At 40.5% G+C, this 13,378-nt stretch carries 9 protein-coding genes; 4 read left to right on the forward strand and 5 right to left on the reverse strand.

Translation table 11 applies throughout. The annotated features are described in order from the left end of the window. The gene (locus HMPREF1320_RS06810; protein ID WP_002673120.1) at positions 1–195 is read left to right on the forward strand and encodes a hypothetical protein; all 195 of its coding nucleotides are present in this window, start codon (positions 1–3) and stop codon (positions 193–195) included. Between the two features lie 402 nt (positions 196–597). Beyond that, positions 598–1,833, forward strand: a complete 1,236-nt coding sequence (locus tag HMPREF1320_RS06815) for a site-specific integrase (protein WP_009418045.1) — start codon at positions 598–600, stop codon at positions 1,831–1,833. A 903-nt stretch (positions 1,834–2,736) separates the two neighbouring features. On the opposite strand, the gene HMPREF1320_RS06820 is transcribed toward HMPREF1320_RS06815, so the two are convergent. From HMPREF1320_RS06820 to HMPREF1320_RS06835, 5 genes are all read right to left on the reverse strand, one after another. Then, positions 2,737–3,921 (reverse strand): efflux RND transporter periplasmic adaptor subunit, encoded by a 1,185-nt coding sequence (locus tag HMPREF1320_RS06820; protein ID WP_009411030.1) that lies wholly within the window; start codon positions 3,919–3,921, stop codon positions 2,737–2,739. A gap of 5 nt (positions 3,922–3,926) precedes the next feature. After that, positions 3,927–8,258, reverse strand: a complete 4,332-nt coding sequence (locus HMPREF1320_RS06825; RefSeq protein ID WP_034554323.1) for a CusA/CzcA family heavy metal efflux RND transporter — start codon at positions 8,256–8,258, stop codon at positions 3,927–3,929. A gap of 85 nt (positions 8,259–8,343) precedes the next feature. Then, positions 8,344–8,664 carry a DUF6660 family protein gene (locus tag HMPREF1320_RS11805; RefSeq protein ID WP_009411032.1) on the reverse strand — a complete coding sequence of 107 codons (321 nt, stop codon included), beginning with the start codon at positions 8,662–8,664 and terminating at the stop codon, positions 8,344–8,346. Positions 8,665–9,223: 559 nt separating this feature from the next. Then, positions 9,224–9,979 carry a response regulator transcription factor gene (locus HMPREF1320_RS06830; protein WP_009410639.1) on the reverse strand — a complete coding sequence of 252 codons (756 nt, stop codon included), beginning with the start codon at positions 9,977–9,979 and terminating at the stop codon, positions 9,224–9,226. Between the two features lie 48 nt (positions 9,980–10,027). Next, positions 10,028–11,626: a sensor histidine kinase gene (locus HMPREF1320_RS06835; RefSeq protein WP_009417970.1), complete on the reverse strand. Its 1,599-nt coding sequence runs from the start codon at positions 11,624–11,626 to the stop codon at positions 10,028–10,030. 999 nt (positions 11,627–12,625) lie between these two features. On the opposite strand from HMPREF1320_RS06835, the gene HMPREF1320_RS06845 reads away from it, so the two are divergent. Then, positions 12,626–13,156 (forward strand): YceD family protein, encoded by a 531-nt coding sequence (locus HMPREF1320_RS06845; RefSeq protein WP_009417938.1) that lies wholly within the window; start codon positions 12,626–12,628, stop codon positions 13,154–13,156. A gap of 16 nt (positions 13,157–13,172) precedes the next feature. Then, the gene (gene rpmF / locus HMPREF1320_RS06850) at positions 13,173–13,367 is read left to right on the forward strand and encodes a 50S ribosomal protein L32 (RefSeq protein WP_002673108.1); all 195 of its coding nucleotides are present in this window, start codon (positions 13,173–13,175) and stop codon (positions 13,365–13,367) included. Positions 13,368–13,378: the final 11 nt, after the last annotated feature.

Genomic DNA, 13,378 nt, shown 5'->3' on the forward strand with positions numbered 1-13,378 from the left:
ATGAACCTGAATAAACTCATAAATTCGCGACTCTTGAATGCCTCTATTGATAAAGTGATCAAAGTCAAAGAATATAACCTATTCTTAGGTTTTGTCGTAATAACAATAGCACTTTTTGTTTTCTTTATAGTGGCTATCGTTGTAATGGTAGTAGGGATACCTATTCTTTGGTTAGTGAATTTGTTTAAGAAATAAAATATGTATTGCAAAAAAATCGTAAATTACCAAGGGGAGAAATCTTCTTTGCAAACGATTTTCAAACAAGCAACTAAAAAATATTTAATTTGTTGTGATTTGTTCAATTGCTGAGGTGGTACCCTCATTTATTTTTCACTCAAAATTACGAATAAAAAGCAAAACTACAAAAAATAATGTAATTAGCTCATACAAAGAGGATTAATTTTTTGACAGGAAGATAAGAGAAGACAGAGTCTTAGATGTTTTAGATAGGTTTTTTCAAAATTAGGTTTCTAAATCGTTACCTACCATACTGAAAAATATTTTTTATTAATAGGTTATATTTCAGTGTTTTACACCTTTTTTCATATTGTACAGTAACTTGATAAAAAGTACTTTCGCAAATTAAAAAATTAGAGTATGAAAAAAGTAAAACGCTCAACCTTTAAGGTATTGTTTTACCTTAAAAAGAATGCCCCAAAGAAGAACGGTAAGGTTGCTATTATGGGGCGTATTACCATTGACAATCAGGTAGCTCAGTTTAGTACCAAACTTGAAATCCTTCCACAGAAATGGGATTTGAAGTACGGAAGGGTAACAGGTAAAACAGAAGAAGCTACCCAACTTAATCGCAAGCTGGAAGAGATTCGCTCACGTATCATTACTCATTATGAGGAGTTGATGAAGTACGAGGGAGTAGTTACTGCTCAGAAGCTAAAAGCTACTTTTCTAGGCATAGGAGTAATGGAAGATTCCTTGCTAAAAGTCTATGAGAATTTCAAAGAAGGCTTTGCCTTGATGGTAGAAAAAGGTGTTAGAAGTTACAGCACTCTTAACAAATATGAGAATGTATATACTCATTTGAGCGAGTTTATCCAGTATAAATACCGCAGAAGTGATATTTCTTTCAAAGAGCTTACAGAAGACTTTATCAACGATTTTGATTTCTATCTTAGAGTTAATAAAAGTCTTACTCACAACACAATATGGGTTTATATGATGCCCCTTTGTAAAATGGTAGAAATAGCCATAGACAAAGGAATTATCTATCGCAATCCTTTTAAGAATTATATAAGTTCTATGGAGGAGAAAGATAGAGGCTATTTGCTTAGAGAGGAAGTAGAAACTCTTTTACAATATCACCCTAAGAGTGCTTCTGCTGAATTAGTACGAGACCTATTTGTTTTTAGTTGCTTTACAGGCTTCTCTTATATTGATATCAAACAACTTAAAAGAAGCCACTTACAATCGTTCTTTGACGGCAACAAATGGCTTATCAAACGCCGTCAGAAATCTGATGTGCCCTGTAATGTACGTCTGTTGGATATAGCCGAGAAAATTATTGAAAAATATGAAGGTACGACTCGTACAGAGGCATTGTTTCCTACACCCTCCAATGCTAATTGCAACCTCTTAATCAGAAAGATGATGAAAGATTGTAACATCATTCGTGAAAAACCCATTTCATTTCACTGGGCACGCCATACCTTTGGTACTCTGTTCTTAACAGAAGGGGTTCCCTTGGAAAGTGTTAGTAAGATGATGGGACATAAGAATATCAAAACTACCCAGATTTATGCTAAAATCACCAATGAGAAAATCAGCAAGGATATGGAAATTGCTACCGAACGATTAAAGAATTTAAAGATAGGATAGCTTCTCAGTGTCTTTTAAAAATTAGAAATCCATTGATAATATTTCAAAAAGAGATGTATCAATGGATTTTTTTGTTGCCTTACAAAAAGCTATCTCACAAAGATAAGAGTGTTATTAAGACTTACCTATTTTCCCTGTTTTAAACACTTAAGGCACGTAATGGCGGTTCGTTGTTGGAGTGCAAAGGTATTTCTGTGTTATTAACGCTTCTTGCAAGGTCAAGCCCGATGGGTTTTCAAAAAAATCTCCAGCCCTTGTCCGTTGTCCTGCGGGTAGTATTTTTTTGAAAAACCTTGCAGAAGCTAAACACAGACCTTTTATGGCACTCGAAACGAAACCAGCTCATTCCGACCTTTAAGCGAATAAAAAAAATGTCAAATATGAGAAAAATGCCGCTTCTTACAGATTGTTTTTTGAAACGAATACCGCTTTTCCTCCCATTGTCGAATAAAAATTTCAAACTATGTAGCTACCTAATTACGTTTTTACCTTCGTACATACTTGCTTGCTTTGATGCGTGAATGCAAAGTAATGTACAAATATACATATAGCCTTATGTAGGGTTGTAAATGGCTTTGTAAGGAAGTAATTGGCTTTGTGTTATATACAAATCCTTTGCTAAGAAATCACTTGTTTTGCACCCTGAAATCACTTTACCCGGTCGTAGTGTTAATTTCTCTCTTTATGGCTAATTAAAATTCGACCGTTAGGGAGAATTTTCTGTTCACCGGAACAGAGCAAGTTGTGTTTTGAGGCACGCATTAGGCGTGTAGGCACCTCAAAACCACTTGCCCTTGCAGGGAGCTTAAAACGCACTCCGAAGTCGTGGTTTTTTACTTTTATATTTTTATTGTATTTCTAATGTAATAAAATTTTAATAATATATCCGATACATTACCAATTCTAATCACTATCTTTTCCAGCATTTACTAAGGTTGCGTTGATAAAGAATGCTCCTTTGGTGGCAATAGTCTGTTCGGGGGCTATAGGTTTTACAGGGGCAATGGCAGTATACCCACTTTCGGAAGCTCCTTTTACTACCTCCACTTTCTCAAAAGAGGTTTCTTTATCCGAAGTTTGGGTTACCAGAAAAATGTAGGATTTACCAGCATCCTCTACGATAGCCTCGTTAGGTACAGCAGGGGTCGTTTGTTTGTCAAGACTGATAACCCCTGTTACATTCATTCCATTGATGAGCCCTTGTTTGTCACCCTCTACGTGGCAATGTACAATGATGCTTTTGCTTTCGTTTTCAAACGAAGCCGCAATGTTATACACTTGGGCATCATATTCGCGAGAGGTGTTATTGGTAGGGTTGAAGTGCACTTGTTGTCCTACCTTAATGTAAGGCAAGTCACGCTCATACACTTGCAAGTGCAGGTGTAGCGAACTGTTGTCGATGATTTCCACAATAGGGGTGGAGGCATCTATATAAGCCCCTTTGTTAGTATATACCGCACTGATATTCCCACTAATAGGAGCCACTATCGCCAAAGTAGATTGCATTCCCTTATCGGTGAGTGTTTGAGGGTTTAAGCCCATTAGGCGTATTTGTTCTTCAAGCGAAGCTTTTTCGGTACGGAGAGTGCGTAGCTGAGTAGTAGCGGCTTGTAGGTTCTTACCAGTACCAGCATTCCCTTCATAGAGGGTTTGCTGACGGTCAAGTTCTTGTTTAGCAAGTTCTATCTGACCATTAACGGTGAGCAAGCGCTGTTGTTGTTGCAAGAATTCTGGGTTAGAAACAGTAGCGATTACTTGCCCTTTTTGCACATAACTGCCTATCTCTACCTTTACGCTCTTGATAATCCCCGCATATACAGTCGATACCTTCGCCTGATGGTCGGCAGGCACGCTCAGTATTCCATTGGCTTTGAGGGTAGCGGCAAGAGCTTTTTCTTCTATATGTCCCAAACGAATATCTACAGTTTGGATTTGAGCTTGGGTAAGGGTGGTGAGGTTGCCTCCTTCTTCGTGGTGTTCTTCGCGCTCTTCGAGCTTTTGATTATTGGTAGTTGTAGGAGTGCCATTGCAGGCTGATAGACTAATTCCTATAAGGATAAAAGCGATTTTTATACCATATTTTTTCATTTGTTTTACTGGTTTAAAAGGGATTGTATTTCTATTACTTTTTGATTAAGCGCCTCGATACTCTCAAGGTATGCCAAGCGGGTATCTACGGCTGTCTGTAGGGTGTAAAGGTACTCCACATAGCTTATTTCACCTGCGCTATACCCTAACTGATTGGCTCGGATAATGCGCTCGGCTTCAGGTAGCGCTTCTTGTTTGTAAAACTGATATTTTTGCAAATTCAGTTGGTATTCCTCTTGCAGATTTATCCATTGAGTTTTAAGCTGTTTTTCTGTTTGTTGAGCTGCTTCTATAGCTGCTTCTTTCTGATATTTATAAGCTTTCACCTTGGCACGTGTAGCGGTAAAAATAGGAACTGAAAGCCCTATGGTGGCAAAGTGAAAACGTTTACTTCTATCAGTATAGGTCTCTACCCCTCCAATGGTTTGCATTCCTATAAGAGACTGATTGGTATAGCCCAATGTAAGGTCGGGCAGGGCTTGGGCACGCTCTAGACGTTTGTTGTGCTCAGCTATGTTTGCTTCTTGATAGCTGAGTTGTACCAAAGGGTGCTGAGAGAGTTGTACATCCGAAGGCTCACTGAGTAACAAAGGCTCATACACGGGCGACTTGGTAATGGTAAATGCTTCTTCTGTTTGCATTAATGTACGCAAGTTGCGATAGGTAGCTTGTTGTATAGTTTTGTTCTGTTGAAGTAACAAACTTATTTCTCCTTTCTTCACTTGGGCAGTGTTAATATCTATCTTCTTGGTATCCCCTGCTTTATAGCGTACTTCAGCAATGCGAATAAAATTATTGTAGAGACTATCAAGCTGCAAGAGCTGTTCCTCTTTAAAAGTCAAATATTGCAATTGCTGATATGCGTTGCGCACTTGCCGCTTCAGTTCATTCTGCTGAAGGGCTAATTGCCCTTGTTGTAATTGTGTCTCTGCTTGATAGAGCTTTTTGCGAGCAGCAAATACTGTAGGCAAAGGAATAGATTGTGATACACCTACTGAAAGGTCTTTTTCAGCACTGCTGTACTGCCCGTATTGCCCTGTAAAGTCTGTTTTAGCCAATTCAAAAGAGGTTCGCTCTTTAGCACTTGCTCCTTGTAGCTTGAGTTGTGCTGCCTTAATCACTCCATTGTTCTTAAGGGCTATTTGCTCTATTTCTTGTAGCGAGTAAGACTGCTGAGCGTGTAGCGCTATAGGACTGATAAGCAATAGGGTTATCGTGAGTACTTTAGCTGAAGGACGGCGCCAAGAAAAGGTACTATTGAAAGCGATGTAAAGCAACGGAAGCACGAAGAGGGTGAGGAAGGTAGCCGATACTAACCCCCCAATAACCACTGTAGCTAAGGGGCGTTGTACTTCTGCTCCTGCTCCTTGACTGAGTGCCATAGGTAGGAAACCTAAGCTCGCCACCATAGCCGTCATTAGCACAGGGCGTAAACGCATTTCGGTACCCGTAATCACGCGATGCAAAAGGTTGGTCATTCCTTCTTTTTTCAGCTGGTTGAAAGTGCCAATAAGCACTATACCGTTGAGCACTGCTACCCCAAAGAGCGCGATAAAACCAATACCCGCACTAATACTAAAAGGCATTCCCCGAAGAAGCAAGGCAAATACGCCCCCAATGGCACTCATCGGGATAGCGCTAAAGATGAGCAATGATTGTTTTATAGAGTGGAAAGCAAGGTATAACAAGAAAAATATTAAAAGTAGGGCTACAGGCACGGCTATGAGCAGTCGGTCGGTGGCTTGTTGTAGGTTCTCAAACTGACCGCCATAGGTAAAGTAATAGCCCGTAGGGAGCTTTACGCCCTTTAATTTTTGTTCTATATCACTCACCACACTCTGCACATCGCGCCCTTGCACGTTGAAGCCAATGACGATACGGCGCTTGCCTGCTTCACGGCTTACTTGTGCGGGGCCTAATTCATATTTGATAGTGGCCAATTGGCTCATCGGCACCTGCCCATTTTCGGTAGCTACCATCATATGCTGTACATCGTCAATTCCGGTACGATGGAGGCTATCGAGGCGTACCACAAGGTCGAACCTTCGTTCGTTCTCGAAGACAACCCCAGCCTTCTTACCAGCAAAGGCGGTACTGAGTACCTCATTGACCTCTTGCACCGAAAGTCCGTAGTTGGCCAAGCGTACCCGATCGTAAGTAACATTGATTTGCGGAAGTCCGCTTACTTTTTCGACCTGTGGGGCGGTAGCACCTTCTGTTTTCTGGATAAGTTGGCTTACTCTTTGGGCGTAGTGGGCGAGGGTATCCATGTTTTCTCCAAAGATTTTTATCGTTACATCCTGTCTGACACCTGTCATCAATTCGTTGAAATGCATTTGTATAGGCTGGCTTTTCTCAAAGAAGACCCCAGGAATATCCTTGAGCCGCTCAATGATGGCATCTCCTAATTCCTCATAGGAGCGACCACTTTTCCATTGGTCTTGGCTCTTGAGTACGATCACAATATCGGAGGCTTCCAGCGGCATAGGATCGGTAGGTATTTCGGCAGAACCTGTTTTGCCTATCACCATTTTCACCTCGTCGAACTCACGAATCAGGCGAGAGGCCTGCATGGAAGTCTCCAAGCTCTGCTTCAGGGAAGTGCCCGGTGGCAGAATACATTCAAAAACAAAATCGCCTTCTTGTAGTTGTGGAATAAACTCACCTCCCATACGGCTGAAAATGCCTACCGCAAGAACGAACAGTACCACGGTACTGCCTATTATCCATCCCCTAAGGCGGATAGAACGGACAAAGAGCGGTTGGTAGTGACGGTAGAGCCAGCTTATCATTCGCTCGGCAAAACTGCGCTTGTCACTTACTGTTTTAGGTAGGAGCAAAGCGCTCATGGCAGGGATATAAGTCAGGGAAAGGATCAGGGCACCCAAAATAGCAAAGACGACGGTTTGTGCCATAGGGCGGAACATCTTGCCCTCTACTCCTACCAAGGTAAGAATGGGAATATACACCATCAGGATGATAATCTCTCCGAAGGCGGCACTACTGCGTATTTTGGAAGCGGAATGGAATACCTCCTCATCCATTTGTGCTTGGGTAAGTCGTTGGTGGTTCTTTCGGATCGCCAAGTGGTGCATCACTGCTTCTACCACGATAACCGATCCATCTACGATAATTCCGAAATCTATCGCTCCCAAGCTCATCAGGTTGGCACTTACTCCAAAGAGGTTCATCATTCCTAAGGCAAAGAGCAAGGAGAGCGGAATGGCCGTGGCAACAATCAGTCCGGCACGCAGGTTCCCTAAGAAAAGTACTAAGATGAAGATGACAATCAGCGCCCCCTCTAAGAGGTTTTTCTCTACTGTATGGATGGCGCGTTGTACCAAGTCCGTGCGGTCTAAGAATGGCTCTATCACTACATCTTCAGGTAGGGATTGCTGTATGGTGGGCAGTTTTTCTTTGATACGACTGACTACCTCGTGGCTGTTTTCGCCCTTGAGCATCATCACTACCCCACCTACGGCATCCACCTCGCCATTATAGCTAAGGGCACCATAGCGGAGGGCACTGCCCAAGCGTACCTCGGCTACATGCTTGATAAAGAGGGGAGGGGTGTGCTTGCCTACGGCTATATTGCCTATGTCTTCAAGGGAGCGAGCCATGCCTATTCCTCGGATAAAGTAGGCATTGGGGCGCTTGTCGATATAGGCACCTCCTGTATTTTGGTTGTTCTGCTCCAAAGCAGTGAAAATATCACTGACACTCACCCCCATGGCACGGAGGCGATCGGGGTCTATAACCACCTCATACTGCTTGAGTTCGCCTCCAAAGCTGTTGATTTCGGCTATTCCTTTGGTACCATAGAGTTGGCGAGCCACGATCCAGTCCTGCATGGTGCGGAGGTCTTTGGCGGAATATTTGTTTTTGCTCTGTTCCGTAGGGCGAATGATATACTGATATACCTCCCCCAGTCCGGTACTCACGGGTGAGAGTTCGGGCGAGCCTATGCCTTGAGGGATTTGCTCCTGTGCCTCCTTGAGCTTTTCATTGACTAGCTGGCGGGCAAAGTAGATGTCCATATCCTCGCTAAAGACGGCTGTGATGACCGAGAGGCCAAAGCGGGAAATACTGCGTGTTTCCTCCAGCCCAGGAATATTGGCGATGGCTTGCTCAATAGGAAAAGTAACCAGTTGCTCTACCTCTTGTGAGGCCAAAGTAGGGGTAGAGGTGATGATTTGTACTTGGTTGTTAGTAATATCTGGAACGGCATCAATGGGGAGCCTTGTAGCACTCCATACGCCCCAAAAAATAAGCATAAGGGTCATGAATCCTACAAATAGCTTATTTTTGATGCTAAATAGTATGATTTTGTCTAACATTTCTAATAAGAATTAATGATTAGTTAATGACTAATGATGGGTGAGATGACTAATGAACAATCACTTGAGATGAAGAAAGAAAAGACTATATCTTGGGAGGAGTCCAGATATTCCCATAGTAGTTCGAAGACCATACGGTCAGGGGATAGCTATAGGAGGGAATGGTTGCGGTGGCTTGAGCAATGGTTAAGGCCTCATAAGTAGTGGGCGTGCTGATTACCATTTGGCAGCAAGTGCAAATGCAGAAAGGTGAACAGCTATCCAAATGAAAATGAGAGTGTTCCCCAGTTGGGGCTGTTACAAATTCATAAGAAGCTGAAGACTCCTCACCTTCAAGCATATCCGTACAAGGCAGCCCAGTGAGTGCCAACAGATATAAGCTAAGTATGAAGGTGAAAAATCTCATATTGGGAGCAAAGATACATTTTTTTTTCAATCTGATAAAATTTTTTGATTTTGTCGCATTCTACTACATAATTAAAAATAACACATCTGACACATTACCAGCTCCACGCAGACGTGCAGCAACGCACGTCTGCGGGTGCAAAGGTAAATTTTTTTGGTTATATTGTCAAGATGTTGTACCTTTGCACCTAGAAGTTACTGAGAAAATAGGTATAATCAAATGAAATAAGAGCTATTACTAAATCATTACCTAATCTTCTTGTAATTCCTGTATCTTCTTTATTTAAAATAGATTATAAAAGTAGTTTCAATTTTACATCAAAAAACAAAGAGCCCGGAACGGGACGTTTCGGGCTCTTCTATATATTATACTATTCTTCTAATCAAGCAGATATGACACGAAACATCACCTTGTAAAAAGGTAGAACTGATACGATATGTAACTTGACATAGGTCATTTTTCTTCGTGTATATCTTTATTTAGTAAAACAAATGTTTTTGAAATCGTGGACAAAGGTGTGACTATTTTTTGAATATGCAAGAAATAGGCTATTTTTTACCTAAATAAATTCATCGGCTTCTTTATTGGCGACCAAACGGAAGCCTTCGCCGTGAATGTTTAGGATTTCCACTTTGTCGTCCTTTTTCAAGAGTTTACGCAGTTTTGCGATATATACGTCCATACTGCGAGAGGTGAAATAGTTGTCGTCTTTCCATATTTTGGAAAGAGCTAACTCACGTGACATAAAATCATCGGTGTGTAAGGCGAGCAAACGCAAAAGTTCATTTTCCTTAGGGGAGAGTTTTACAGGTTCTTCGTCCTTATATTTGAGAATACGCAATTTGGTATTGAGGAAGAATCTTCCTATTTCGAATTCAAACTTATTGTCGTCTACCATTGTTTCGATACTTTTACGTTGCAAAATTGAACGTATTTTCATCAATAGGATTTCGGAGTCGAAGGGTTTGTTTAGGTAGTCATCAGCTCCTGAGCGATAGCCTTTTATCACATCTTCACGCATTGTACGAGCTGTAAGGAAGATAATAGGTATTTTCTCATCTTTCTCACGAATTTCTTTGGCTAAAGTAAAACCGTCTTTATAAGGCATCATCACGTCTAAGATACACATATCGTATGTTTCTTTCTTAAACTTTTCGAAGCCTTCCATACCGTTTTTAGCTAAGGTAACGTCGAAGCCGCTCATTACCAAATAGTCTTTTAGTACAGTGCCGAAGTTGGGGTCGTCTTCTACTAAGAGAATGTGTTTATTGTCCGTAGAAGCATTTGAACTGTAATAGTTTCCGTCTGTATTCATTTTTTTATTGTTTTAGGCAATTATGAATTAAATTGTTAAGTTCTTAAATTATATTACCGGCAATTTGATAAAGAAGGTACTCCCTTTTCCTTTGTCGCTTTCTACATCAATGCTTCCTTGATGGTATTCTACGATACTTTTCACGTAAGCAAGCCCTAACCCGTGTCCTTTTACGTTGTGTAAATCGCCAGTATGTTCTCTATAAAACTTGGTAAATACGTGTTTCATAGCCTGCCTGCTCATTCCTTGTCCTCTGTCTTTTACACGTATTAGTATTTTATTCTTTATATTTTCAGTATAAATGTCTATTTCGGGGGCATTAGGTGAGTATTTGATAGCATTTTCAATCACATTCACAAATACATTAGTAAGGTGTGATTTGTTTGCTGATACATCGCCGTTTTCTGCCAAAAAGTGAGTGCGCAATACGCCTCCACGTTCGTCGAGCATTACTTGTAGGTGCCCTATGGCATTGCTTATAAGTTCGTGCACGTCCAACGGCTCTCTCTCTAAATGCAAGTTTCCTTTTTCGAGACGTGATATTTGCAAAATGTTTTCTACCTGAGCCAGCATTCGCTTGTTTTCCTGTTTGAGTATTTTTACATATCCTTTTATTTTCTCAGGGTCGTGCAGGGCAACAGGTGTTTTAAGACTGTCCAGCACTAAGTTCATAGTGGCAATAGGTGTTTTGAACTCGTGCGTCATATTATTGATGAAATCAGTTTTGATTTCGGAAATGCGACGCTGAGTGATGAGCTGGTGGAAGGTAACCACAAACACACCTATAACTATTAGTAAAAATACTACTGATAGGGTTGCTACCCCTATTACTGATGATAGCACATAGCGCTCGCGCTGAGGGAATACTACTGCTAATTCATATACTGAATCGTCGGAGCTATTGCCTCCAAAAAGCAAGGTGCGATATTCCTTAGTTTCATTAGGGTCAAAGTACTTAGAGTGTATCTTCGATAAGATATTGCGGTTATACACGGCAAACTCGAAAGGTAAATTCAAGCCTCTTTTTTTGAGTTTCTGCTCTAAGAGTGTGTTTATTTGGCTTACAGACACTCGTTCGCTAAGGGTTTGTTGCCTTATGATACTCTTAAATGATTCTTCTATCATTAAGCGCTCAATCTCGGGTAATTCACTTAGCTTTTCGTAGGCTTTTATGATAGGCAACTGTTTGTTATCTATATTATTACCTCTGTTGATGTGCTGAAAACTTTCTCTGTTTGTATAGTTCTTTAAGGTAAAAGAATCGGAGAGTTTCAAATCATCGATGAGTACGGGGTTGCGCAGATTGGTAGCTAAAGCGTAATCTTCCTCTAAAATACCGTGTTTATAAATAAAGGTCTCTTTGCTTAGTTTGTTTTCTTGCACATAGATAAACTCTCGCAGATGACTGTCTTTGAGCTTTAAGGTACTATCGTTCTCGCGCAAATAGATAATTTGAGCTACGTATTTATCGACTTCGTCTTGCTCTATTTGTTTAGCTACATTATTGAGTACCTGCTGAATAGAATAAGTGAAAGCCTCTTCTTTATTATCGATGGCTGATTTAATCCAATACCCTTGTATGGCAATAATTCCTACAAGAGAAAGGCTTATGAGCACTACTGCGAGTATGTATAATCGCTTATTCACCGGGCAAAGTTAAAACAAATATTTAATATAAAAAACAAATTCTCTTAAAAATTTAACAAAAGATTAAGGAGTACCCTTTTTAAGAAGGCTAAAATACTGTGGTTTTTCTTTTATAAACCCTTGTTTTTACTAAGGAAGAGAAGCGACAATGTTAATATAATACCAAAAATGCCAATAATGCCAAAAATACCGATGAGAAAATTAGGAAATGAGAAAATTAGGAAATTAGCAAATGGGTAGTGATAAAAAAGGTTTTTTGACGGGTCTGACTTGTCGGACAAATTGGACTGGTCTGAGTCATCGGAGGAAAACGAAAAATATAAAAAGTGAGTTAGGAGAGTTTTTGATGAAAAAAGGCTATGAGAAGGGTGGGGTTAGCTTATAGAGAGCTTATAGGAAGCTTATACGAATCTTGGAAGATTGGTATAGAAAAGGTATATAAGTAGTTGATTTATACCATAATACAACAAGGTTAAAAATGTTAAAAACGAGGTTTCGAGGCGAAAGAAAGAGAATCCTCACCCCGACCCTCTCCAAAGGAGAGGGGGAAGGTAGTGACGGAAAAGTGCGAGCTACACAGGCAGGTGCGAGCCACACGGGTAGGAGCAAGTCGCACGGTCAATGAAGAATGGACGAAGAATGAACGAAGAATGAACGAGGAATGAACGAGGAATGAACGAGGAATGAACGAAGAATGGACGAAGAATGGACGAGGAATGAACGAAGAATGGACGAAGAATGAACGAAGATAAGGCGGAGATAAGGCGGAGATAAGGCGGAGATAAGACGGAGATAAGACGGAGATAAGACGGAGATAAGACGGAGATAAGACAAAGACAAGAATGTTTGAGAAGAGGGGATTGCTCAATGAAAGATGGGGTTTTTGAAGGGATATGATGTGGTTATGATAAAAAAGTGAGGTAAAAAGTTTGTATATAAAAATAAAGTTGTATCTTTGCACCTTGAAAAATGAACAATTGATTACTAAACTTGTAGAAAATGAGAAAGTTAAAAGAATACGATATTTCTTTTGCAGGCTTAAAACAGGGGAAACATCAATTTGTTTATGAGATAGACAAAGCGTTTTTGCAACTGTTTAATTTTGACGAGGTGAATGATATTCATCAGCAAGTAATCGTTGATTTAGACAAGAAGAGCAACTTGTTGGAACTGCATTTTCACAACAGGGGTACTGTGAATGTGAATTGTGATGTTTCTAATGAACCTTTTGACTTGGCAGTAGAAGGAACACTTTTTTTGGTGGTGAAGTTTGGTGAAGAGTATAATGATGACGATGAAGAAATCTTGATACTTCCTCACGGAGAATACCAACTGAATGTGGCACAATATATATATGAGCTTATTGTGTTGTCAATCCCTGCTAAGCGTGTACACCCTGATGTTTTGAATGGGACGATGCACTCGGCGGTATTAGATAAATTGGAAGCACTTGCTCCAAGAGAGCACCACAATGCAGTGACTATAGACCCGCGTTGGGAAAGTTTAAAGAATTTAATAACAGATAAATAATATAAAGAATTAAGTAATGGCACATCCTAAGAGACGACAATCAAAAACAAGAAGAGATAAGAGAAGAACCCACGACGTAGCGGTAGTTCCTCAAATAGCAAAAGATCCAACAACTGGTGAAAACCATTTGTATCACCGCGCACACTGGCACGAAGGTAAATTGTACTATCGTGGACAGGTGCTTGTGGATAGTACAGAAGAAGCAAAATAGCTTTACTTCAT

The organism is Capnocytophaga sp. oral taxon 335 str. F0486 (assembly GCF_000277665.1).
Lineage (GTDB): Bacteria > Bacteroidota > Bacteroidia > Flavobacteriales > Flavobacteriaceae > Capnocytophaga > Capnocytophaga ochracea.

Bases quoted from the DNA above. Each gene is read 5' to 3' on its own strand.
- HMPREF1320_RS06810 (WP_002673120.1), top strand. From the start codon at position 1: ATGAACCTGAATAAACTCATAAATTCGCGACTCTTGAATGCCTCTATT.
- HMPREF1320_RS06815 (WP_009418045.1), top strand. From the start codon at position 598: ATGAAAAAAGTAAAACGCTCAACCTTTAAGGTATTGTTTTACCTTAAA.
- HMPREF1320_RS06820 (WP_009411030.1), bottom strand. From the start codon at position 3,921: ATGAAAAAATATGGTATAAAAATCGCTTTTATCCTTATAGGAATTAGT.
- HMPREF1320_RS06825 (WP_034554323.1), bottom strand. From the start codon at position 8,258: ATGTTAGACAAAATCATACTATTTAGCATCAAAAATAAGCTATTTGTA.
- HMPREF1320_RS11805 (WP_009411032.1), bottom strand. From the start codon at position 8,664: ATGAGATTTTTCACCTTCATACTTAGCTTATATCTGTTGGCACTCACT.
- HMPREF1320_RS06830 (WP_009410639.1), bottom strand. From the start codon at position 9,979: ATGAATACAGACGGAAACTATTACAGTTCAAATGCTTCTACGGACAAT.
- HMPREF1320_RS06845 (WP_009417938.1), top strand. From the start codon at position 12,626: ATGAGAAAGTTAAAAGAATACGATATTTCTTTTGCAGGCTTAAAACAG.
- rpmF (WP_002673108.1), top strand. From the start codon at position 13,173: ATGGCACATCCTAAGAGACGACAATCAAAAACAAGAAGAGATAAGAGA.